Here is a 23,382-nt window from a genome sequence, read left to right on the forward strand (position 1 = left end):
GCAGTACCGACATGGAGAGTGACCTATGCCCAAGACCCCCTTTACCTTCAACCTGTCCCCGCAAGGCAAGCTGCGCTGGGCGATAGCCAGCCTGTTCCTGGCCGCGAGCCTGCCCCAGGCGCTGGCCGGCGGCGTCGTGGTCGCCCCCGGCCCTGGGGGCACGGCACAGTTGCAGACCCAGGGCGGCGTGCCCATCGTCAATATCGTCGCGCCCAACGGCGCGGGCCTGTCGCACAACCAGTTCCTTGACTACAACGTCGACCGCCAGGGCCTGGTACTGAACAACGCCCTGCAGGCCGGCCACTCGCAGCTGGCCGGTGAGCTGGCGGCCAACCCGCAGTTCCAGGGCCAGGCGGCGAGCGTGATCCTCAACGAAGTGGTCAGCCGCAACGCCTCCGCCATCAATGGCGCCCAGGAAATCTTCGGCCGCGCCGCCGACTATGTGCTGGCCAACCCCAACGGCATCTCGGTCAACGGCGCCAGCTTCATCAACGCGCCCAATGCCAGCCTGGTGGTGGGCCGCCCTGAACTGGACGCGGGCCGGCTCAAGGCCCTGGGCACCCAGGACGCCAGCGGCCAGTTGCAGGTGCAGGGCGCCGGCCTGCGCAACGACGGCGGTTCGGTCAACCTGATCGCCCCGCGCATCGACAGCCAGGGTCGCCTGGATGCCCGTGACCAGCTCAACCTCACCGTGGGCCGCAATCAGGTGGACTATGCCAGCGGCCAGGCCAAGGTTGTCGACCACGGCGCGAACAGTGGCGAGCAGCGTATCGACGCCAGCCTGTTCGGCGCGATGCAGGCCGGACGCATCAATATCGTCAGCACCGCGCAGGGCGCCGGTGTGCGGGTCGGGTCGGGGCAGATCGACGGCCGCGACGGCGTGCGTATCGACTCGGCGGGTGACCTGAATATCAGCGGCGCCGCCGTGGCCGACTCGCTGCAGGCGACCCGTGCCGGCGTGCGCAGCAGCCAGGGCGATGTCGAGCTGCATGGTGCCCAGGACCTGACCCTGGCCGCTGCCGACGTGGCCGGGCGCGACGTCAAGCTCGACGCCGGACGCAATCTCACCCTGAGCACCGTGCAAAGCCGCAAGCTCCAGGAAAAACGCGAAAACTGGCGCAGCGGCGCGTTGGGCATCGACTGGGAGACCTACCAGCGCACCCAGACCGACAGCGACACCCGCGAGCACGCCACCCGGGTCGTGGCCCAGCGTGATGCCGGGCTGCACGCCGGCCAGGACCTCACCCTCAGCGCCGCCAGCCTCGAGGCGCCCGGCAAACTGCGCCTGGACAGCGGTGCCGACCTGCGCCTGACCGCCGCCACCGAGCGCCAGGTGCAGACCGACCAGGGCAAGCACACCAAGGGCTTCTGGAAGGCCGACTGGGACAACCGCAATGAAACCCAGCGCAGCGTCACCAGCCAGCTCAAGGGTGGCGACATCGCACTGCACGCCAAGGCCTCGGTGCTGACCGAAGGTGCCCAGCTGACCAGTGGCCAGGACATCCGCATCGCCGGCAAGCAGGTGCAGATCAGCAACGCCTCGCGCACCGACCAGCGTGACAGCCAGAACCAGCAGAGCAAGTTCTTCGGCGTCAGCCACAACGAAGCCAAGCAGAACAGCCGGGAAAGCACCGCGGTGCGCAGCGAGCTGGTGGCCGGTGGCAGCGTCGGCCTGAGCAGCGCCGAGGGCATCGACGTGGTCGGCTCGACGGTCAAGGCCACCGGTGCGCTGAACGCCGAGGCGGCGGGGGATCTGAAGGTCGCCTCGGCCCAGGACACCCGCGAACACAACAGCGCCAGCAGCAGCCGTGGCTTCGTTGCTTCGGCCAAGGAGACCGCGCCGGGCTCCGGGCAGTATCGTGCTGGCGTCGGCTATGCGAGCGATCGCCAGAGCGCCGCTGGCAGCCAGGTCAGCCAGCAGGGTTCCAGCCTCAGCGGTAGCGAAGTACAGCTGGCCGCCGGTGGTGACCTGACCGTCAAGGGTGCCGCGGTGAAGTCCACCGCGGGCGATACCACCCTGGCCGGCAAGCAGGTGTCGCTGCTGGCCGAGCAGGACAGCCGCAGCGAGTCCCGCGACAGCAGCCATACCGGCGGTGGCGTCTACCTCACCGCTGGCCTCGACCGTGCCGGCGCCGGGGTCGACTTCGCCCATGGCACCCAGCAGGACGCCTCGAGCAGTACCACGGCGAAGACCACCGGCCTCGACAGCGCCGGCAGCGTGAAAATCAAGGCCGATACCCTGGCCAGCGAGGGCGCGCAGGTGAACAGCTCCGGCACCCTGAGCATCAGCGCAGGCCAGGTGGACAACCGCGCGGCCCGCGACACCACCAACAGCAGCCACCAGCAGAGCAGCTGGACGGCGGATGTCGGTGTCAATGTCGAGTACAAGGACATCGCCCGGCCGATCGCCGGGGCGGTCAAGGACGTGGTGGACGGCAAGGTGTCGGTCAAGGATGCCCTTGACGGCAAGCTGCCGCTCAACGACGTCAAGGACGTGCTGGACGGCAAGACTTCGCTGACCGCGGCCCTGGGCAAACTCGGCACGCCGAACCTGGGCGTCGACCTGGCCGTGGGCCATGCCAGCCAGCAGCAGGGCGAGCAGACCGGCACCGCGGTGGTCAGCCAGTTCAACGGCCAGGGCGTCCAGCTGGACGTGGTCGGCGCGCTGAAGGACCAGGGCACCCGCTACAACGCCAACGGTGGCGCGCTGGAGGTCAAGGCCGGTTCGCTGCAGGCCGACGCGGCCAGCAACACCCACAGCCGCAGCGAGCAGCAGGTGAACGCTGATGTGTCCGCCCGGATCTACACCAAGACCGGCGAAGACCTCAACGTGACCGCCAATGGTTCGGGCGGGAGCAAGCGCCTGAACGAAGATGCATCCACTGCCGTGGTCGGCGCTTTCAGTGGCAGCCAGGGCCTGAACATCCAGGTCGGTGGCGATGCCCGCTTCGAAGGCAGCCGTCTCGACGGTGGCCAGGGCGCGGTGGCTGTCAACACCGGCGGCAAGCTGGCCCTGGACCAGGCCAGCAACCAGGCGCGTCGCGACACCGGCAGCCTCGGTGGCAGCGGTTCGTTGACCGTGGGCACCTTGCCGGTGGGCGACAAGGTCGACCTGGGCGCTGGGTTCCAGCTTGACCATGCCGGCGAGCACAGTGTCGACAGCAAGGCCCAGGTGGCGAGCATCAGCGGCAACGGCCCGGTGCGGCTGGGCAGTGCTGGCGACCAGACCTTGCAGGGCACGCGCATCGACGCGAACGGCCCGGTCGAACTCAAGGCCGGTGGCGCCCTCGACCTGCAGGCCGCCAGCGACACCCGCACCGTCAGCGGCAGCCATCTGGGCGGTGGCCTCAATCTCGGTGGCAAGGCCGCCACCGGTGAGCAGGGCCGTGACCTGAGCGGCAAGCTGGGCGGCAACTTCAATGTGGGCCAGACCAACGAACGCTCGCAGACCCTGGCCGGCGGCCAGCTGAACAGCCGCGGCAACGTGGACCTGGCCGGCCAGTCGGTGCATTTGCAGGGTACGCAGGTCGGCGCTACGGCCGTCAACGTTGGCGCAGGCGAGGGTGGCCTGGCGCTGGAGTCGGCGCAGTCCACCCAGAGCCGTACCAACTGGGGCGTCGAGGTGAAGGCCGGGAGCAACCTGAGCCGAAATACACCGGCGGACGCCGGGCAACAGGTCAGTTCGTCCCATGACTTCGACCTGGGCGGCAAGGTGCAGGTGGATCATCTGCAGGCCACCACCCAGCAGAACAGCCATATCGCCGCTGGCGAGGTGACCCTGAACAGTGACGGTGCGGCGCAACTCAGCGGCGCACGGGTCGACGGCCAGCAGGTCGGCGGCAAGCTGGCGGGCGGGTTGACGGTCGCGGAACGCCAGGACACCACCACCTCGGTGCGGGTCGACCTGGGCGCGGGCCTGGCCGGCAAGCCGGGCGAGGCGAAGGAGGGCCAGGAGAAGCCAGGCTTCGACTACACGCCATCGTTCAATGCCCAGGGCGAGTTCGTGCGCAAGGCCGGGGTCACGCAGGCTTCGGGCATCGCGGCGCAGCGTGGGCTGGGGCTGCAGGTCAAGGGCGTGGAGCAGGGCGGTACCACGCTCGGGGCCGAGGTCAAGCCGCTCGGCTACCAGGTCAAGGCCACCCTCGACCTGCCCAAGCTGCCGGAGGCGGGCCTACCCAGCGTGTCGCTGGAGGGCGGCAAGCTGAAGGTCGGGCCGGTGACGGTCGAAGGCCAGGTTGACGGACTGACCAACAAGGGCTGACAGGGCCGCCTTGCGGCCCATCGCGGCACAAGGCCGCTCCTACAGGCGAACGCGTACCCCTGTAGGAGCGGCCTTGTGCCGCGATGGGCTGCAAAGCAGCCCCGGCAAGCCCAAGTCGGACGCCAATTTTCAACACCTTTAAAGGGCTGCCTGTTGCTGCTTGCCCTGCGCAGGATTGTCCGATCCCACCCCCCTCGCTGTCCGCCATTGCCCTGAACCCCCAGCCTGTCCCCGCCTTACTGTTGCTTCCTACCCACCACAAGAAAACGCCGTGCCCAAGCACGGTAGAAGAGGGGAGCACCATGGCGCTTTTCCCACCGCTGCTACCTGCAGCCGTCCTGACCACCCTGGCCCTGCTACTCGGCGGTTGCCGGGACGACAGCAAACCCGCCGTCACCCAGGCCCCCCCCGCGGACCCTGCGTTGGCCGCGCTGTACGCCAGCACCTGCCAGACCTGCCACGCCAACCCAGCGTCCGGCGCCCCCCTGGCAGGCGACGCGGCGGCCTGGGCCCCGCGCCTGGCCCAGGGCGTCGACCGCCTGCTGGAGCACAGCATCAACGGCTACCAGGGCATGCCGCCCATGGGCCTGTGCATGCAGTGCAGCGAGGCGCAGTTCCTTGCCCTGATCGGCTACATGTCCGGCCAGCCCCTCCACTGAGCGCAAGGTACTCCCATGACGATTCACCTTTCCCGTCGTCGCTGGCTGCAACACTCCGGCGCGGCCTGCGCGTTGCTCGCGCTTTCCGCCAACCCGGCACTGGCGCAACTGCTGCGCGCGCCGCGGCTGATCCCCTGGCGCAACTGGTCCGGCGCGCAGAGCTGCCTGCCGGAGGCGCGGCTGGCGCCGCAGAGCCTTGACGAACTGGCCCAGGCCATCCGCCAGGCCCCCGGCAGGGTGCGTCCGGTCGGTTCGGGGCATTCCTTCAGCGCCCTGGTGCCCAGCGACGGCACTCTAGTGTCGCTCGGCTATTTCAGTGGTTTGCTCGACCACGACCCCGCCACCCTGCAGGCCGAGTTCGCTGCCGGCACGCCGATGTCGGCGATGGGCGCGGCGCTCAAGGCGGTCGGCCAGGCGCTGCCGAACATGGCCGACATCGACTACCAGACCCTGGCCGGCGCGATCGCCACCTCGACCCATGGCACCGGCGTCGGCTTTGGCTCGTATTCCTCGAAGGTCACCGGCCTGCAACTGGTCACGGCCAGCGGCGAGGTCCTCGACTGCGACAGCCATCGCCACCCCGAGGTGTTCGCCGCGGCGCGGGTGTCCCTCGGCGCACTGGGCGTGGCCACCCGGATCCGCCTGCAGAACCGCGAGGCTTTCCGTCTGCGCGAGCGGCAATGGATCGCTCGCACCGACGAGTTGCTGGAGGACGTGGAGAAGAACACCCGGGAAAACCAGCATTGGGAAATGCTGGTAATCACCCATTCCGACTATGCGCTGTCCATCGCCCTCAATGAAACCAAGGATGCCGCCACCGCTGACCAGGATACGGCCGGCGGCAGTGGCAACGAATTCGTCAGCCTGATCGAGAAGCTCGACAAGTACGGCAGCGACTTTCCCGAAGCCCGGCGCGTACTGCTCAACAGCCTGCGGCATGTCGCCAGCTTCGACGAGCGGGTCGGTGACTCGTACGAGATCTTCGCCAATGTGCGCAACGTGCGCTTCAACGAGATGGAGTACTCGGTGCCCGCCGAGCATGGTCCGGCCTGCCTGCGCGAGATCCTCGCGCTGATCCGTGAGCGCGACCTGCAAACCTGGTTCCCCATCGAGTACCGCTACGTCAAGGCCGACGATATCCCGCTGAGCATGTTCGAAGGGCGTGACAGCTGCTCGATCTCGGTGCACCAGCACTACAGCATGGACCACCACAACTTCTTCGCCGCCATCGAGCCGATCTTCTGGAAATACGCCGGGCGCCCGCACTGGGGCAAGCTGCACACCCTCAATGCGCGCACCCTGCAGCCGCTGTATCCGCGCTGGAAGGCATTCACCGAGGTGCGTCAGGCGCTGGACCCGACAGGCAAGTTCCTCAATGGCCACCTGGCCTCGATCCTCGGCGTTGCCTGAGCACAAGGAGAGGTGATGAACAGACGCAAATTCCTGGTCGGCGCAGCGGGCGCCGGTGTGCTGCTGGCCGCTGCCGGCGCCTGGCTGCGCCCTGGCGCCCAAGGGGCGCCGCACGATGACTATTTCGCCAGGTTGCAGCGCGAGCTGCGCGAGCACGGGCCGATGCGCCCGGTGATGCTGATCGACCTCGACCGCCTGGACCACAACATCGATGTGGTGACCCAGTCGGTGCGCCGCGCCGGCAAGCAGCTGCGCCTGGTGGAGAAGTCGCTGCCCTCGCCGCAGTTGCTCGACTACATCGCCCGGCGCGCCGATACCCGCCGGCTGATGTCGTTCCACCAGCCGTTTCTCAACCACGATGCGCTGCGCTTCCCGGATGCCGACATCCTGCTGGGCAAGCCGCTGCCGGTGCGTTCGGCGCAGCTGTTCTACGAAGAGCACCGCGGCGCTTTCGACCCGGCCAGGCAACTGCAATGGTTGCTCGACACCCCCGAGCGCCTGCAACAGTACCTGGCGCTGGCCCAGGGACTGGGCACCCGGCTGCGGATCAACATCGAGCTGGATGTCGGCCTGCACCGGGGCGGAGTCAAGGACTCGGCGCAGCTGGAGCGGATGCTGGCGATCATCGCCGCCAATCCCCGGCACCTGGCCTTCGCCGGCTTCATGGGCTACGACCCCTTCGTCGGCATGGGCGTGCCGGGTATCCTCGGATCGCCACAGGCGCTGTTCGCCAAGGTCATGGGCTTGTACGACGGCTTTGTCGAGCACGCCCGCAGCCGTTATCCCGGGTTGTGGCGTACGGACCTGACCCTCAACACCGCCGGCAGCCCTAGCTACCGGATGCACGAGTACGAGCGCACCAGTAGCGAGGTATCGGTGGGTTCGGCGTTGCTCAAGCCCACCCACTATGACCTGCCGTCGCTGCAGGACCACCAGCCGGCGGCCTATATTGCCACGCCGGTGATCAAGCGCACGGGTGCGGTGCAGATTCCGGCGCTGGACGGCAAGTCGGCGTTGTTCGCCTGGTGGGACCCGAATCAGCGCGAGACCTTCTTCATTTATGGCGGCAACTGGCTGGCCGAGCCCGAGTCGCCCAGGGGACTGCGTTTCAACGGCCTTTATGGGCGCAGCTCCAACCAGGAAATGCTCAACGGCTCGGCGGCGGTGGGCCTGCAGGTCGACGACCAGGTGTTCCTGCGCCCGACCCAGTCCGAGGCCATCCTGCTGCAGTTCGGCGACCTGCTGGCGGTACGCGATGGGCGAATTGTCGAGCGCTGGCCGGTGTATGCGTAGCGGGTTGCTGCGCAGTCCATAAATTCATGCATTTCCCTGAATGGGCGGCCATCCCTTTCGCGGCTCAAGGCCGCTCCTACAGGCGACCGCACTCCCTGTAGGAGCGGCCTTGTGCCGCGAAAGGGCTGCAAAGCAGCCCCGGCGATCAAGACGTAAACGCTGAAATTAGCAACTGATCGGGCCTCACAAACTAAACGGCAAACTCAGCTTGACCCACAACATCTCCCCCTCCGGCCTGTTGCGCACCGCGAACTCCTTGGCCCAGCGCGCCTCGATGCTGGCGTACTCGAGGAAGGTGTAATGCAGCGCCGGGCCAATGGCGAACACCTGCCCGCGCACCCCATCATCGACATCCTCACCCATGAAGCTCACGGTCCGGCCGAACTGCTTGTCGTCGGTGGTCTGCTTCACGTAGTAGCCATTGACCCCCAGGCGCAGGTTGTCGGTCACCCGGTAGCTGGCCGAATAGTCGAAGTGGAACAGCTGCCCCGAGCGGTAATCGGTGTCATGGTTCTCTTCGTTGAAGCTGTAGGTGGCCTTGACCGACAGCTCGCTGCGTTCGCTGGGCAGCCAGGTCGCCGACAGCAGCGGCTTGTAGGTGTAGAAGTTGTTACTGGTGTTGGCCATGCGCGTGGCTTCGTAGTCGCCGGTGGGCAAGGTGATTTCCAGCGCCGCGCCGAGGGTGAGGTCCGCGCCCATGTCCCAGAGGATGATCGGTGCGATGGTGACATCGCCCTGGCTCTCGCGGCGGCTGCGCTGGCCGAACATCGCCACCTGCTGGCGGATGTAGGGCTGCGCCACGTAGCCGCCGACCCGCCCGCCGAACAGGCGCAGCGGGCTGAGGTAGTCCAGCCGCGGGATGATCGCATCGGAGGTGATCTTCACCTGCTCGACCTTGCCGCCGAGCGAGCTGATGTCCAGTTTTCGCGCCTGGTAGTGGTTGTAGTAGAGATTGAAGGCGAACATGTGCGCCGGCAGCTGGTCGACGTTCAGCGGCAGGACGAAGAAACCGTCGGTGCCGGGGCCGATGTTGTCCACGCCGTTTTCGGTGGCATGGGTCGGGAGGGCGAAGCTGGCGCTGAGCATGCAGGCGGCTGCCGGGGGCAGCCAGGCGAGGCGGGTCGGGTTCATGGTCGGGCTCGTTCTTATTGTTGTGGGCGAGCGGCGTTGTGCCGCCCTATACAAATAAGCGCTGGCCGCCTGGGGGCGCAGGGCCGTGCCGGACAGGCAGGGGGGCTTTGCCGGACACTCTGCAATATTTTGTTACTCTCGCCGTCGGGGCGCGTCCCTGCGCGATATCATGACGGCGCCGAGCGCAGTGCCCCCGACAACAAGAACCTCAGGCGCCTCGGCCCGGGAGCAGCCTTTCATGCCCAGTACCCCCCTTGACCCGCAACTCGACCTGGCGCTGGCCTCGCCGTTCATGTTGCAGACCTTGCTCCAGCTCGCCAGCGACCGTGGCCTGGACGGCGAGCGGCTGTGTCGAGGCCTGGGCTTCACCCCGGCCGAGCTGCAGGACCCGGCCCAGCGCATCGCCTGTCGCCAGGCCGTGGCACTGATCCAGCGCACCCTGCAGGCCTTGCCCGGGCAGGGCCTGGGGCTGTGGGTCGGGCATCGCAATGTACTGGGCACCCTGGGCCTGCTCGGCCACGTGCTGTCGTTGTGCAGGACCTTGCGCGATGCCTTCGAGGTAGGCGCGCGCTACCAGCACGCCAGCGGCGGCATCGCGGTCTACAGTCTTCACGAGGACGAGCGGGAGACCTTTATCGAGGTCGACTGCCGGCTGCCCTACGCCGAGATCCAGGTGTTCGCGGTGGAGGAGTTCTTCGCCAGCCTGATGGTCTACGGCCGGACGCTGATCGGTACCGAGTTCCAGCCGCTGCGTTTCGAGTTCACCCATCCCGCGCCGGCCTACCGGGACACTTACGTGCATCTGTTAGGGCCGGCAGTAGCGTTCGGCTGCCTGCACAACCGCATGGTGATCGCCAGCCGTTGGCTCGACCAGTCGTTGCCCGGGCATCAGCCGGTCGCCCTGCGCCAGGCGCTCAAACTGCTGGAGCTGGAGTGCGCGCCGCTGCAGCACAAGGCCAGCCTGCTGCAGAGCGTGGAGCGCGCCATCGCCCGCGACCTGCCCGGGGGCTGCCGGATCGACAGTGTCGCCGCCGACCTCAACATGAGCAGCCGTACCCTGCGCCGGCACCTGACCGAGCACGGCGTGACCTTCGAAGGCTTGCAGGAGCAGGTGCGCCAATCGCGGGCAACGAGCCTGCTGGGCAACCCGAACATGCCCATCGAACGCATTGCCGAAGCGCTCGGCTACAGCGATGTGCGCGGCTTTCGCCGGGCGTTCAAGCGCTGGACCGGACAGAGCCCCTCGGCCTGGCGCGACAGCCCGACCCTGTAGGGGGCGCTCAGACCGCCGAGAACACCGACCCGGTCATCCGCTCGCTCAAAAGCTCCAGCGCCCGCAGCCCCGCCAGCGAGTTGCCCGAGGCGTTCAGCGCTGGCGACCACACGCAGATGCTGTAGCGCCCTGGCACCACCGCGACGATGCCGCCGCCCACGCCGCTCTTGCCTGGCAGGCCGACCCGGTAGGCGAAGTTGCCGGCCTCGTCATACAGCCCACTGGTGGCCATGATCGCATTCACCTGCTGTGCCTGGCGCGGGCTGAGCACCTGCTCGCCGCTGTGCGGGCAGTAGCCGCTGTTGGCCAGGAAGGCGAAGCCGCGGGCCACGTCGGCGCAGCTCATGGACAGCGCGCAGTGGTGGAAGTAGCTGCGCAGCACCGCGTCGACATCGTTGTGGAAGTTGCCGAAGGCCTGCATCAGGTAGGCCATGGCCGCGTTGCGCGCGCGGTGCTGGTATTCCGACTCGGCCACCACCGTGTCGCTGACGATGCGCGGGTTGGCCGCCAGGCGGCGGACGAAGTCGCGCATCGACAGGGTGGGCGTGGCATAGCGCGACTGGTTGATGTCACAGATCACCAGCGCCCCGGCATTGATGAACGGGTTGCGTGGCCGGCCTTTTTCCACCTCCAACTGCACCAGCGAGTTGAACGCCTGGCCCGAAGGCTCGTAGCCCAGCCGCGACCAGATGTCCTCGCCGCTGTGGTTGATCGCCTGCACCAGGCTGAACACTTTGGAGATGCTCTGTATCGAGAACGGCGTGTGGGCATCGCCCGCGCAGTGCAACTGGCCGTCCAGGCTCTGCACGGCGATGCCCAGCTGGTTCGGGTCGACCTGGGCGAGGGCGGGGATGTATTGCGCCACCTGGCCCTGGACGAGCAGGGGGCGGACGTGGTCGAGGATCTCTTGCAGGAGTGCTTGCATCGGGAAACCTGGTGCGAAGGAAAGGCGCGTTCGAAAACGTTCAGGTAGACGATGGTTGCTGGCTGCGGAGCACATCTGTTCGCGTTGGCTCGCGTGCTGATGCGCAACCTGTAGGAGATCACACAGCCCTTCCGGGCTGCGCTGTCGCGCAGGGAACAGGGTTTCAGCGTGGGAGCGGGCTTGCCCCGCGATAGCGTCGGCACGGGTGACAAGGTTGTGGCTGCCGACGCCGTCGCGGGGCAAGCCCGCTCCTACAGTGATCGCGTTTACGCGTTGGCGGTTGCCTCGAACGCCGTGGAGTATTGCACGCTGCCCTTCGGCACATCACCGCTGAAGGCCAGGGCCTGGAAGTACTCGGCCGGCACGCCCGGCAAGCTCAGGCCCGGTTGGGCCTTGAAACCGAAGCGGCCGTAGTACCCTGGGTCGCCCAGCACCACGCAGCCCTGGCCACCCAGCCCGTGCAGGCGGGCCAGCGCGGCGTTGATCAGCGCCGAGCCGATGCCCTGGCCCTGACGCTGCGGCAGCACCGAGACCGGTCCCAGTCCGTACCAGCCCTTGGCGCCCGACGACAGGCTTACCGGGGAGATCGCCACATGGCCGACGATGGCGCCGGCCTCCACCGCCACCAGCGACACCGTCAGTTGTCCGGCCTGACGCAGGGCAGCGACGATGAACTGCTCGGTGTGGCTGCTGTGTTCGGCGTTGGCAAAGGCGGCCTCGGTCAGTTGGCCGATGGTGGCGGTGTCCTCCGGGCGCTCGTCGCGCAGGCTGATGCCATTGTCGAGATGCCGGCGCGTGTCGGCGTCGATCAGGCCGCGCAGGGCCTCGAACAGCGGCGTGGCGGCGGTATAGCGCTTGCCGTAGTCGAGGTTGAAGGCATAGTCGAAGCCCGGCGGGTTGCGGCCCTGGTTGTGTTGCAGCAGGGTTTCCAGCTTGTCGAGGGCCTTGACCGCCTGCGCCTCGGCCGAGGTGGCGGCCTCGTATTCCTCCCACAACGCCATGATCTCGTCGCGCAGGGCGGCGTCCAGGCTCGACATCAGGTGCAGCAGGTCTTCGCGTTCCTGCCGGTTCTTGTCGGGGAAGCCCTGTTTGCTGACGGCCGGGACGTCGCCGCTGATGGCCTCGCCCAGGTCGTGGACCAGGCACATCTTCAGCACCTTGAGCAGGTCGAGATCGCCCAGTTCGTCGGCGAAGGTGATGGCCATCAGGCACAGCCGCCAGGTGTGCTCGGCGGTGCTTTCGGCGCGGCCGCTGGAGGTGTGGGCGCTGCGGATCACGCTCTTGAGTTGTTCGGCCTGGCGCAGGAAGGCGAGGCGGTTCTGCAGTTTTTCGATGTTCATGGTGACTCCATGTCCTGGGGCGGGTTCAGCGCGTCTGCATGACGAACAGATGATACCCGTACTCGCCCAGGTGGTTTTCGTGGATCTTGAGTTCGCGGCGGATGTCGGCCAGGGCCTGGGAGGCGAAGTCTTCGTCCGCCAGGCTGGCCACGCGTTCGCGCAGCGGCTCCAGATAGTGGCTCCAGGCCTGCGCGCTCAAGGGGAAGTGCGACAGGGTGCGATAGCCCAGGCGGGCGATGGCGGCCAGGCGCGTGTCGACGCTGTGCAGGTCGGGGTAGGCGGCCTGCCAGAACGCCTCGACCGAGGGAGTGAGCCGGTCGGCCACCCGCACCAGGTCGCTGACCACCAGGTAACCCTGGGGTTTGAGAAAGGCGCGCCAGTACGCCAGGGCGTTGTCGAAGCCCATGATGTAGGCGCAGCCCTCGGCCCAGATCGTGTCGAAGTGCCGGGGCGCGAACGGCAGCTGGGTCATGCTCGCGCAAATCGGCGTGACCCGCGCCTGCAGGCCCTTGGCGACCAGGGTCGCGCGCAGGCAGCCCAGGCTGTGCTCGTCGTTGTCCAGCGCAGTGATGTGCGCCTGGCTGTGTTCGGCCAGCAGCACGCTGGAGGCGCCACGACCACAGCCGATGTCCAGCAGTGTCGCGGGGGCTTGGGGCAGGGCGTGCAGTGCTTTGAGTGAATCCTGTGCCGAGCCTGGGCCGAGGTACTCGAGGCCATCGAAAATGCGTTCGAAGTCGGCCATGTAGCGGTCGTGTTCGTTCATGTCGCGGGACAGCCATTTCAGGCGCAGGGCCTGTTTCTCATTGAATCCCTGCCGGCGCAGCCACGCCAGGTGGGCGCCGGGCGCCTGCTGCTCGAGGGCCTGGTGCCAGGGGCGCATGGACGACAAGCCGAGCATCGCCGCCAGCAGGTCACGCGAGCGTTGCCGGGCGGCGATCTCCTCGTCCAGCGTGTGCAGGCGTTCGAGCAGGGCTGCGCGGTCCAGGCGCGCTTCCAGGCAGGCCTGGCATTGCTTCAGGCTCAGGCCGCCGGCCTGTAGTTGCTGCAACAGCCGCAGTTGCTGCAGGTCCTGTTCGCTGTAGGTGCGATATCCATTGGCCTGGCGCCGTGACGTCACCAGCCCGAGTTTTTCGTAATAGAGCAGCGTGGAGCGGCTCAGGCCCACCTTCGCCGCCAGTTCGGAAATGCGATACACCGGTCTTCCCCTCATGCAGTGGGGCGATGATGAACCATGAAGTTATAGACAGGTAAAGCGGGTTCTCGCAGATACGGGTATTTTTTTCAGGCGTTCTCCCAACCTTTGGGATCGCGCCATTACGCAGGCAACGGCGTTGTCGGCATCACCTGCGTGGGAGCGGGCTTGCCCCGCGATGAGGCCTGGCCGGCGGCACTCAACCCCAGGCCTGCTGTCGTGCCAGCACCGACGCTGCCGTCTCGCCCACCAGCTCTGCGTACAGGCTTGGTGCCGTGGCCCCTTCGGTGCTGATCAACAGCACCCTCGAGTTGCGACCGAGTCCCACCTGGGTTGCCAGGCCAGGCTGTGCCATCAAACGGGTCAACCCCGCCAGTCCGGCCACCGCCGACTCACCGGCGAGCAACGGGATGTCTCGGGCGCTGCCCTGTGCCAGGCGGCGCATTGCGGCAACCGCATCGACGTCTTCCAGGGTCATGAAGAAATCGACGCTCGGTTGCAGGAATCGCCACGCCAGCGGCGATGCCTGCCCGCAGGCCAGTCCGGCCATCAACGAGTCCACCGAGCCGCTGGCGGCACGCGCTTGCCCGGCCATGGCGCTTTGCAGGAGGCAGTCGGCTTGCTCGGGCTCAACCACGATGAAGGTCGGGCGTCCCTCGCCATGAAGCTCCCAGAGGTAGCTGACGACGCCCGCCGCCAACCCTCCCACGCCCCCTTGCAGGAACACATGGGTGAAGGTCGGAGCCTGCCCGGCGGGCTCGACGAGCTCGGCGACCAGGGTACCGTAGCCCTGCATCACGTCCCCCGGGATCTGTTCGTAACCATCGTAGGATGTGTCCGAGACCACCTGCCAGCCATGGGCCTGGGCCAGTGCCGCGGCATGCGCCACCGATGCGTCGTAATTGCCCTCGATCCGCACGATCTGCGCGCCATGGGCGGCGATGGCCTGTTCCCGTTCGACGCTGACCTGGGCGTGCAGGACGATGATGCAACGGCAGCCGATGCTCTGAGCGGCGGCTGCCAGGGCTCGTCCATGGTTGCCGTCGGTAGCGCTGACCACGCTGAAACCGTCCAGCTGAGTGGCGTGCTGGCCAGCGAACAGGCCGGCGGCGCTGAAACCAAGCTCGGGGAAGGTGCGCAGGATCAGGCGTACCAGGGCGTTGGGCGCCCCCAGTGCCTTGAAGCTGCCCAGCGCCGAGCGCACCGACTCGTCCTTGACCAGCACCTGCCCGACACCCAGCTCGGCGGCAAGGTCTGGCAGGTTATAGAGCGGGGTGCCGGTGGCGCGCAACTGCGGCCAGTGCGACAGCCACTGACGGCTTTCGTTGGCCCGGCGAATGCTCATCAGGGCTTGCAGGGAGGCGGGGTAGGGCGTGCGTATGGCGTTGGGGTTGGCGAACAGCATGGGGATCTCCTTTCGACAGGCGGCGAGGGGGCAGGCTTCAGCGCATGACGCTCAGGCGTTGAACGACCACGTCCAGCAGTAGCCGTGCGCCATCGAGCAACTGGTCGTCGTCGGTGTGCTCACGCGGGTTGTGGCTGATACCGCCACGGCTGGGCACGAAGATCATCGCCGCTGGGGCGATACGCGCGATCATCTGCGCATCGTGGCCGGCGCCGGAAGTCATGCGCCGGTGGCTCAGGCCCAGGCGCCCGGCGCTGGCCTCGATGGCACTTGCCAGCGTGGCATCGAAAATCACCGGCTCCAGACGTACTTTTTGCTCGGTTTCGATGACCACGCCTTCGGCTTCGGCAAGTTGCCGCAGAAGATCTGCCAGGTGTGTCTCGGCCTGTTGCAGGCGCTGTTCGTCCGGATCGCGCAGGTCGACGGTAAAGGTGGCGCGACGCGGGATCACATTGATCACATCGGGCTCGAAGCGCATGCAACCGGTGGTGGCCAGCGTCGTGCCGCTGTCGCGCGCCTGGCGCCGCAGTTCGGTGACCACGGCGCAGGCTACGTAACCTGCGTCATGTCGCAGCCGGGTCGGGGTGGTGCCGGCATGGTTGGCGTTGCCTGTCACCGTCACTTGCTGCCAGGAAATCCCTTGCAGGTTTTCCACCACCCCGATCAGCGTTTGCTCGGCTTCGAGGATCGGGCCCTGTTCGATATGCAGCTCGAGATACGCGTGGGGCACGATGGCACCAGGCTCCAGGTCGCCGGCGTAGCCGATGCGTTGCAGCTCGTCGCCCAGGCGCGTGCCATCGCTGCCGAGCGTGTCCAGCGCCGCCTGTACCGCCAGCCCGCCGGCATGAACCAGCGAGCCCATCATGTCCGGCTGGTAGCGCACGCCTTCCTCGTTGCTGAAGGCCGCCACGGTGATCGACCGCGCTGGCAGCACGCCGGCTTCGCGGTAGGCACGCTGCACCGCCAGCCCGGCCAGTACGCCGTAGCAGCCGTCCAGCGCGCCGGCGTTGGTGACGCTGTCGATATGCGAACCGATCATCAGTGGCGCGATATCGTTGGAGGCGCGCAGGGTGCCGAAGATATTGCCGATGCGATCGACGTCGATCTCCAGTCCAAGCTCGCGCATCCAGGCCACCAGCTGGTCGCGGCCGGCCTTGTCGGCGTCGGTGAAGGCGATGCGGGTCCGACCGCCGCCGAGTGTATCGGCACCGATCTTGCCCAAATCTTGGATTTGCTCCAACAGTTTCGGACCATTGAGGTGCAGCTCGCTCATGGGGTTCTCCGGTAAGCGTTTCATGCGGTGTTGCTGAAATGGTATTTAGTAGTTGCGAACTGAAATATTGATTTTTGGGTATGAAACGTAATTTCATTGCGTTTTCGTACACCTTTCAGGACTCATGCCATGAGCCTCGACGCCTTCGACCGCGCACTGCTCGACGCCGTGCAGCGTGACGCCAGCACTTCGCAGATCGAGCTGGGCGCGCAGGTGAACCTGTCGTCAGCTGCGGTCAATCGCCGGCTGAAGAAACTCACCCACGACGGTGTGATCCAGCGCACCGTGGCCCAGGTGGACGCTGCCGCCTTGGGCTACAGCCTGACCGTGATCACCGAAGTGGAGGTGGAGAACGAGCGACTCGACCTGCTCGACGCCATGAAGCGCACCTTCATGGCCTGCCCGCAGGTGCAGCAGTGCTATTACGTGGCGGGGGAATGCGACTTCGTGCTGATCATGCTGGTGCGAGACATGGAACAGTACACCCAGCTGACGCGAGCGCTGTTCTTCGAGAGCAACAATGTCAAGCGGTTCAAGACACTGGTGTCGATGAGCAATGTGAAGACAGGCATGCAGGTGCCTGCGGCCTGAGTCGATGCCGACGTGATCGATTCAGCCGCTTTGCAAAAGGTACACGAAGCGCTCCGCAGGCCACTCCTTGCGGTCGTGCTCCTGGCCGTTGCCCAGTTCCACGAGCAGTAGACCGGGACGGGTATCATTCCACCCCGATTTCCTCCATGAATTCGGCCAGGAACGACGCCAGCCGCTGATGCCTGAGCGCGGCCAGGCGCGCGCCTTCACCGGTCTGCAAGCCCGAGGCAAGCTTGAGCAGCTTGGTCTGGAAATGCTCGATGGTGAAGCGGTTGTCGCGATAGTCCCGGCCTGCGGCGGTGGGGTTCTCGACGTCGTAGAGCGCCGACCCCATGCGCCCGGACACATAGAAGCAGCGGGCGATGCCGACGGCGCCCATGGAGTCCAGGCGATCGCTGTCCTGGAGGATCTTCGCTTCCAGGCTCTGCGGCGAAAGGCCCGCCGAGTAGCTGTGGGTCATCACCGCATGGGTCACCTGCTCGATGCGCGGTTGCGGCCAGCCCATGTCGGCAAGGATCGCGGCGGCGCGTTCGGCCGAAAGCGTCGAGGCCTGCGCACGCAGGGGCGAGTTCTTTTCCACCGCCACGCAATCGTGCAGCACGGTGGCGGCGAGCAGCACTTCGAGGTCGCCGCCCTCCCTGGCCTGGATACGCCGGACATTGCTCCAGACCCGTTGCAGATGGGCGAGGTCATGGGAGCCGTCGTTACTGTCGGCGGGCAGGTGGGGCAGCAACTCGGCTGCGAGGGCCTGCAAGGGGAAGAAGGGCGTGTTGGTCAACGAGGGCTCCAGCGGATCAGGGGAAAGGCGCAATGTCGAATTGTCCCAGCAACAGCATCAGTAGCAGCAAGAGTACGACAAGGCCGATGGCAGCTGTCCACTCGGCCTCGGCGCGCTCGGTGTACCAGGCGCCCCTGGACGGATACCTGCCCAGCGTGGCCAGCTTCACCAGTGGCCAACCGAGCGGATAGCACAGGCTGCGGAACAGGACATGAACGGACAGTTCGCTGATCATCGGAGGCTCCTGCGGCCATGGTAAGGACGGTGCCAGGCAGCCCACTGCCGTCAACTGGCGTACTGGGCGATACCGTTGCCGAACGACCAGTTCTCCTTGCGCACCTCGACCAGGTTGATGAACACGTCCTGCGGCCGCACCCCGGCCTCGCGCTCGAAACCTTCGGCGATGGCCTGGTACAGCGCCTTCTTCTGCTCCAGGGTGCGGCCTTCGTTGAGGGTGATCTGGATGAACACCTGGCCGTCGGAGCGTTGGATGCCCAGGTACTGCGGGTCGCTCACCAGGTGTTCGCCATCGTGTTCGGTAAGGATCTGGAAATTGTCGTGTTCGGGCACATTGATCGTTCGCCGCATGCAGGCGTAGACGATCTGGCCGAGTGTGCGCAGATGAGCCGGGTCGGGGTGGCGCTTGATATCGATGCGTACCAGTGGCATGTGGACTCCTTGGACGATGGCCAGGCGAGACGCAGAAGCTGGTAGGGCAGGATCAGGCATGAGCCCGGACAGGCGCCGGGCTCGGGAAGGCAACTACCGTTACTGTGGCAGCAGCTTGGAGGCGCGCTCGCTCGCGTTATTGAAGACCTCGATCAGCCTTTTCGCCAGGGCGTCTTCGATGGCCGCGGCGGTGAGCAGGCCCTGGGTGAAACCGATGCCCTGCTCCTTGGCGACAGCCAGCTGCTGGCTGTTCTCTGCCTCGGCCATGTCGCCCAGGTAGTGGGCAGCACGATAGGCGTAGCGCTCGGGGAGTGTCAGCTGTTCGAGGTCCTTCAGCGAGAGGGCGAACTGGCTGGCGGCGGCGGGCTTCAGGCTGAGTTGCTCGAACTGGAGCAGGCTCAGGCGATCGGTAGTCAAGGCGAATCTCCGTTTCATTGCGGGAACACCCGGTTACTGTCCTGCCTTTTGCCGGTCAACGCAAGGGTGGCCAGGGCAGTGGCGCGAAAAGAATCCGCTTTCCCACGGCATGGCTGGTCCTGCTGGAGGGACAAGGCGGTGCTTGGCTCAGGTGCTAAAACGTTCTAGCCTTCGCGTTTTGCTCATTTTCTTAAGGAATGCCTGCATGATCCCCACCCTCAGCCGCCGCCGCGTGCTCCAGGGCGCGCTCGGCTGCTCGGCCCTGCTGACCCTGCCCACCTGGGCGGACAATTCGCTGCGCCAGGCGATGCAACAGCTCGAGGCGGCCAGCGGCAGTACCATCGGCCTGTGGGCCCTGGACACCGGCAGCGGTCGGCAATTGGCCTGGCGTGGCGAAGAGCGCTTCGCCTTCTGCAGCACCTTCAAGGCCGTCCTTGCCGGTGCCGTCCTGCACCGCAGCGCGTCCGAGCCGGGTTTGCTGGCGCGGCGCATCGCTTATGGCGCCGAGCAACTGGTGGTCTATTCGCCGGTCACCGAAAAGCATGTCGGGCCTGGCATGACCGTCGCCGAACTGTGCGCCGCCGCGGTGCAGTACAGCGACAACACCGCCGGCAACCTGCTGCTCGAGCTGGTCGGTGGTCCACCCGGGCTGACGGCGTTCGTCCGTGGCCTGGGCGATCCGACCTTCCGCCTCGACCGTAACGAGCCGACGCTGAACACCGCCTTGCCGGGTGATCCGCGTGACACCACGACGCCCCTGGCCATGGGCATGACCCTGCAGCGCCTGCTGCTCACCGATGGCCTGCCCGCCGCCGCGCAACAACAGCTGCAGGCCTGGCTCAAGGGCAACACCACCGGCGACACGCGCATTCGCGCCGGGCTGCCGAAGGACTGGGTGGTGGGCGACAAGACCGGCTCGGGTGACTATGGCGTGGCCAACGATGTCGCGGTCATCTGGCCCAAGGGCCGGGCGCCGTGGATCCTGGTGGTGTTCAGCCGTGCTACGAAACAGGACGCGCCGTGGAACAGCGAGACGATTGCGGCGGCCACGCGGATCGTGGTGGAGGCCTGGAAGGGCTGAGCAAGTGTGCGGGCCACATCGCGGGGCAAGCCCGCTCCCACGAGTGGTTGCGCGTGCTCATCAGCGTGGGAGCGGGCTTGCCCCGCGATGAGGCCACAACAGGCCATCACCCCACCCGCACTCGCCGCCGCTTCTTGCGGTACATCTCGCCATCGGCATGGCTGAGCAGGGTGTCGGCATCCTCGCCATCGCTGGGATAGCAGGCCACGCCGATGCTGCAGGACGGCATCCTGACATCGCCGAACTCGGCCCCGAGCGGCTCCTCCATGACCATGGCGATCTGCTCGACCACCTCGTACACGGCGTCCTCCGACGGCACATCGGTCAGCAGCACGATGAACTCGTCGCCGCCGATCCGCGCCACGGTGTCTGCTTCCTGCACGCTGTCCTGCAGGCGTCGGGCGATGGTGCACAGCACGCGGTCGCCGGCCGCGTGGCCGTGCACATCGTTGATGCCCTTGAAGTCGTTGACGTCCAGGAACAGCAGGGCCAGCCGTCGCTGCTGCTGACGGGCGGCGCGCAGGGCGGAGGCCAGGCGGTCGTTGAACAGCGAGCGGTTGGTCAGCTTGGTCAGCGGGTCGTGATGGGCGAGAAAGCGCAGTTCCTGCTCGGCCTGGGTGAGGGCGGTGATGTTGCGCGCGACGCCGATCCGCGCGCCCACCTCGTCGGACCAGAAGGCCGCCCAGAGGATATGCACGATCTCGCCATCCTTGCGCACATAGCGGTTGCGAAAGTCGAAGTGCGGGGTGCCGTCCATGACCCGGACGATCGAGGCGCGGGTGGTTTCCAGGTCGTCCGGGTGCATGTAGCGGGTGATCGGGGTGCCGGTCAGTTCGTCGGCGCGATAGCCGAGCAAGGCTTCGCAGGCGTTGCTCACGAACACGATGGTGTCGTCCCGGTCGACCACGAACACGGTGTCCAGCATCAGGTGGATCAGCCTGGGGTAGAGCGCTTGCAGGTCGACGGGCATAGGGCAGGGGTGTCCGATACGGGTAGCCCGGTCATGGTCCGATCACGCAGGGCGGCGGCGCGAGGTCCTGCAAGCCGCCGGGGGCCGCTTGCCGCGCCCGTGCAGCATACACAGGCTCGGGGGCGCGGCACACTACCTGTGGGCAAGCAGACTGTCGGCTGCTTCAAGTGCCCCTGTCTGGCGGAAACGGCAACCGCCCCAGCAACTCGACGATTGTCGTCGCGCAGCGCCCATCGGGGTCCAGGTCGGGGTCGAAGACCGTGACCGTCATGCCCCGACGGCATGGGGCAGCCCTTCGCTCGGTTGACGGCCTAGAGTTTCCAGCATCCGGCGAAGCGCTTGCAAACCCCTTCGCGTTGGTCCAGTTCAGCCATGCTGCGCAAGTGTTCGAGTCTGATCTGGGCGACCGTCTCTTGCAGGACATAGTTGTAGTAGTGCGCCATGTCGCGCATACGCTGGGCCCTGCTGGGCAGGTGCGGGTCGTTGTTGTCACCAGCCCAGACCTGCAGTTGCTGGTCAAGGACACTGCGCAGGTAGGCGCGGTTGTCGGTGTCGTAGCGCTCCAGCGTACGAGTCTTCAGGTTGGCGAGCGCCTCGGCGAATGTCTGCAGGTTCTGCTGGTATTGCTGCCAATAGGCCTCAGTCAAATCAAGGCCCATTTCCTGTTTGCGTGCCGCTACCTGTACTTCGGGGGAGGCTTGGCGGGTGAGGACCACGGCTGTGCGCAACGTGGTCAACTGTTCCATCTCCGGTGTGACGCTGTCGCGCAGGATGCTGTCGATCAGCGCGGTGCGCCGGGCGGAATCGGGCAGGGGCGTGGGTTGTTTCGGGAACAGCGCTGACGTACCCCAGCAGACGGTTGGAACAGTGTCGATCATCGGATAGGGCTGGCGCTGGTCCTCTCCCTCGACCCGTTGCAGGCGCACCAGTTCCACCTGGCAGTAGCCAGGCGACTTGTCGAAGCTCAGTTCGTATTCGGAACCTGCCTGCGGTGTCAAGGTGAACGAGGCCGCACAGACCGTGGTGGCGCCCTGGGTGTTGGCGCGAACATGTACTGGTTTGCCGGGTTCGAGGCGGATCTCGTAGTAGCTGTTGCTGTGCGCTGGCGGCGGTACGCTCATGTCGGCGCGCCGGCGGGAGTCGGGGACGAACAGGTTGTTGAGCATGCCGGTGGTCCGCCCTTCACAGCGCTCGCTGTCGAACAGGTCGAGGGTGGAGCTGCTATTGCCCGAGATGTAGCGCAGCTTGGCGGCATCGGGGCGGGTGCTGTCGATATAGGTGCCATTGACACTGCAGGCGCTGACCAGGGTGGACAGGGCGAACAGGGCAAGCAGTCGGGTGGCGGGGGGCATGATCGTCCGTGAGTGAGGCCGTGGGGGCGCCGATGCTAGGGCGATTCCGGCGATTCGTCCAGTGGGCCATCCCTTTCAAGGTCTTTACCGGATAAGGGCCTCAAGGTGTCCGCCGCAAACCTTGCAACGCCTATAAGACCGAGCGCCGCGCGGGCGGCGCTCGGTCTCAAGAGCGCTGCAACTCTGTCGTCGAACACCTTGAAAGGCCTGGTCCAGTGGGCCGGAAATGATCAGCCCACGGTAGTGGAGCGAACCGATGAGGGCCAGGTGCTTTTCAGCTTCTACAGGCTCTCCCTACCGTTCAGGAACCATCGGCCTGGCTGGCCATCAGTGCGTTGAGTTCACCATAGCTGTGTGCCTTCAACCCGCTGGTGTCGAGTTGGCCGCTTTCCAGGAAACGCTGGGCCAGGCCGCTCATGGCGCCATAGAGAAACTCGGCGATGCTCGATCCGGCACTCAGGCGGCGAACGCCAAGCTGTTGCAATTCGGCCGGGCCGGGCAAGCCTGCGCGCCAGAGCAGATTGACCGGCAGCGTCAGCTCCCGGCACAGCGTAGCGATCTCGTCGGGCTCGACCACGCCGGCGGCGAACAGCCCGTTCGCGCCGCCAGCGGCATAGCGCGCGGCGCGCCGCAGGAGCTCCTCGAGGCGCTGCTCGGCGGGCAGCAGGTTCTTCAGGTAGACATCGCTGCGCACGTTGATGAACAGGTCGACCCCGCGCCGGCTCGCGGCGTTTCTGGCGGCGTCGAGCTTGCGCAGGAGCTGTTCGGGAGGCTGTGTGCCGTCCTCGATGTTGATCCCCACCGCGCCTGCGGCGATGACCGTGTCGACGACCTTGGCAACCTGTTCGGGGGCGTGCGAATAGCCGCCTTCGATATCCACCGTCAGCGGCACGCTGAGCACCCTTGCCATCGACTCGACGGTGCCGGTCAGCAGTGCCAGGGGCAGCTTGTCGCCGTCCTGGTAACCGTGCGACCAGGCCACGGCGGCGCTGCTGGTGGCGACCGCCTGGCTGCCCTGGCGCTCGACCAGGCGCGCGCCGCCGGCGTCCGCCACGTTGGCCAGAAGTAACAACCCTTGCTGGTGAAGACCATGAAATACGCGATCCAGTGCTGCCATGACGACATGACTCCCTTGAACATCCTGTTGATGGTTCACTGCGGGACCTAGATTGCCATTTTCCCTGGGGTTCGACGAGAGTGTTGCAGCGCCTGTGAGATCGAGCGCCGCCCGCGCGGCGCATCGCGACGCAAGGCCGCTCCTACATCTGTTTCGGGCCAGTCAATCCTGTGCCAATACCTTGTCCGCCTTGTTGGTACGACGCGGTTTCAATGTGGGCACCACTGGCGCCTCACCTGTCTCAA

General features: G+C 66.5%; 20 protein-coding genes and 1 pseudogene. 7 read left to right on the forward strand and 14 right to left on the reverse strand.

Going from position 1 to position 23,382, the window contains the following annotated elements; all coding sequences use genetic code 11:
• Positions 1-25: 25 nt before the first annotated feature.
• From POF53_RS20570 to POF53_RS20585, 4 genes are all read left to right on the forward strand, one after another.
• Entirely contained in the window at positions 26-4,261 is a 4,236-nt protein-coding gene (locus tag POF53_RS20570; RefSeq protein WP_498969203.1) for a hemagglutinin repeat-containing protein, read from the forward strand.
• A gap of 302 nt (positions 4,262-4,563) precedes the next feature.
• The gene (locus POF53_RS20575; RefSeq protein WP_203647298.1) at positions 4,564-4,920 is read left to right on the forward strand and encodes a c-type cytochrome; all 357 of its coding nucleotides are present in this window, start codon (positions 4,564-4,566) and stop codon (positions 4,918-4,920) included.
• Positions 4,921-4,935: 15 nt separating this feature from the next.
• On the forward strand, positions 4,936-6,330 hold the full coding sequence (locus POF53_RS20580) for a D-arabinono-1,4-lactone oxidase (protein WP_232856904.1): 1,395 nt from the start codon (positions 4,936-4,938) through the stop codon (positions 6,328-6,330).
• A 15-nt stretch (positions 6,331-6,345) separates the two neighbouring features.
• Positions 6,346-7,623, forward strand: coding sequence for a DSD1 family PLP-dependent enzyme (locus POF53_RS20585; RefSeq protein ID WP_498969205.1), 1,278 nt, complete (start codon positions 6,346-6,348; stop codon positions 7,621-7,623).
• 183 nt (positions 7,624-7,806) lie between these two features.
• Here the strand turns inward: POF53_RS20585 and POF53_RS20590 are convergent, their stop codons facing one another.
• Entirely contained in the window at positions 7,807-8,754 is a 948-nt protein-coding gene (locus POF53_RS20590; RefSeq protein ID WP_498969207.1) for a SphA family protein, read from the reverse strand.
• Between the two features lie 238 nt (positions 8,755-8,992).
• Here POF53_RS20590 and POF53_RS20595 point away from each other — a divergent pair, with 238 nt between their 5' ends.
• Positions 8,993-10,027 (forward strand): AraC family transcriptional regulator, encoded by a 1,035-nt coding sequence (locus POF53_RS20595; protein WP_203647295.1) that lies wholly within the window; start codon positions 8,993-8,995, stop codon positions 10,025-10,027.
• Positions 10,028-10,034: 7 nt separating this feature from the next.
• On the opposite strand, the gene glsB is transcribed toward POF53_RS20595, so the two are convergent.
• The 6 genes and pseudogenes from glsB to POF53_RS20625 form a co-directional block, all read right to left on the reverse strand.
• Positions 10,035-10,952, reverse strand: coding sequence for a glutaminase B (gene glsB / locus POF53_RS20600; protein ID WP_028691427.1), 918 nt, complete (start codon positions 10,950-10,952; stop codon positions 10,035-10,037).
• A gap of 266 nt (positions 10,953-11,218) precedes the next feature.
• A complete protein-coding gene (locus tag POF53_RS20605; protein ID WP_234562457.1) occupies positions 11,219-11,725 on the reverse strand; it encodes a GNAT family N-acetyltransferase in 507 nt (168 codons plus the stop codon).
• Positions 11,726-11,731: 6 nt separating this feature from the next.
• A pseudogene (locus tag POF53_RS20610) lies at positions 11,732-12,292 on the reverse strand (HD domain-containing protein); the annotation flags it as partial.
• Between the two features lie 25 nt (positions 12,293-12,317).
• Positions 12,318-13,487 (reverse strand): MerR family transcriptional regulator, encoded by a 1,170-nt coding sequence (locus tag POF53_RS20615; RefSeq protein WP_498969210.1) that lies wholly within the window; start codon positions 13,485-13,487, stop codon positions 12,318-12,320.
• 196 nt (positions 13,488-13,683) lie between these two features.
• Positions 13,684-14,889 carry a diaminopropionate ammonia-lyase gene (locus POF53_RS20620; RefSeq protein WP_232856900.1) on the reverse strand — a complete coding sequence of 402 codons (1,206 nt, stop codon included), beginning with the start codon at positions 14,887-14,889 and terminating at the stop codon, positions 13,684-13,686.
• A 37-nt stretch (positions 14,890-14,926) separates the two neighbouring features.
• A complete protein-coding gene (locus tag POF53_RS20625; RefSeq protein WP_232856898.1) occupies positions 14,927-16,162 on the reverse strand; it encodes a Zn-dependent hydrolase in 1,236 nt (411 codons plus the stop codon).
• 129 nt (positions 16,163-16,291) lie between these two features.
• On the opposite strand from POF53_RS20625, the gene POF53_RS20630 reads away from it, so the two are divergent.
• Positions 16,292-16,753, forward strand: a complete 462-nt coding sequence (locus POF53_RS20630; RefSeq protein ID WP_232856896.1) for an Lrp/AsnC family transcriptional regulator — start codon at positions 16,292-16,294, stop codon at positions 16,751-16,753.
• A 124-nt stretch (positions 16,754-16,877) separates the two neighbouring features.
• Here the strand turns inward: POF53_RS20630 and POF53_RS20635 are convergent, their stop codons facing one another.
• The 4 genes from POF53_RS20635 to POF53_RS20650 form a co-directional block, all read right to left on the reverse strand.
• Positions 16,878-17,531, reverse strand: coding sequence for an HD domain-containing protein (locus POF53_RS20635; protein WP_232856895.1), 654 nt, complete (start codon positions 17,529-17,531; stop codon positions 16,878-16,880).
• A 16-nt stretch (positions 17,532-17,547) separates the two neighbouring features.
• Complete coding sequence (locus POF53_RS20640; protein ID WP_232856894.1) at positions 17,548-17,766, reverse strand: hypothetical protein; 219 nt, start codon at positions 17,764-17,766, stop codon at positions 17,548-17,550.
• Positions 17,767-17,816: 50 nt separating this feature from the next.
• Positions 17,817-18,200 (reverse strand): tautomerase family protein, encoded by a 384-nt coding sequence (locus POF53_RS20645; protein WP_232856893.1) that lies wholly within the window; start codon positions 18,198-18,200, stop codon positions 17,817-17,819.
• A gap of 99 nt (positions 18,201-18,299) precedes the next feature.
• A complete protein-coding gene (locus POF53_RS20650) occupies positions 18,300-18,617 on the reverse strand; it encodes a hypothetical protein (protein WP_203647290.1) in 318 nt (105 codons plus the stop codon).
• Between the two features lie 205 nt (positions 18,618-18,822).
• Here POF53_RS20650 and bla point away from each other — a divergent pair, with 205 nt between their 5' ends.
• Positions 18,823-19,698 (forward strand): class A beta-lactamase, encoded by an 876-nt coding sequence (gene bla, locus POF53_RS20655; protein WP_332880092.1) that lies wholly within the window; start codon positions 18,823-18,825, stop codon positions 19,696-19,698.
• Positions 19,699-19,804: 106 nt separating this feature from the next.
• Here bla and POF53_RS20660 read toward each other — a convergent pair whose 3' ends face one another.
• From POF53_RS20660 to POF53_RS20670, 3 genes are all read right to left on the reverse strand, one after another.
• Positions 19,805-20,668 carry a sensor domain-containing diguanylate cyclase gene (locus POF53_RS20660; RefSeq protein ID WP_203647288.1) on the reverse strand — a complete coding sequence of 288 codons (864 nt, stop codon included), beginning with the start codon at positions 20,666-20,668 and terminating at the stop codon, positions 19,805-19,807.
• A gap of 311 nt (positions 20,669-20,979) precedes the next feature.
• Positions 20,980-22,020: a hypothetical protein gene (locus tag POF53_RS20665; RefSeq protein ID WP_254464685.1), complete on the reverse strand. Its 1,041-nt coding sequence runs from the start codon at positions 22,018-22,020 to the stop codon at positions 20,980-20,982.
• 301 nt (positions 22,021-22,321) lie between these two features.
• The gene (locus POF53_RS20670) at positions 22,322-23,137 is read right to left on the reverse strand and encodes an isocitrate lyase/PEP mutase family protein (protein ID WP_498969215.1); all 816 of its coding nucleotides are present in this window, start codon (positions 23,135-23,137) and stop codon (positions 22,322-22,324) included.
• Positions 23,138-23,382: the final 245 nt, after the last annotated feature.

This window comes from Mitsuaria sp. RG (genome assembly GCF_028369275.1).
Taxonomy (GTDB): Bacteria; Pseudomonadota; Gammaproteobacteria; order Pseudomonadales; family Pseudomonadaceae; genus Aquipseudomonas; species Aquipseudomonas peradeniyensis.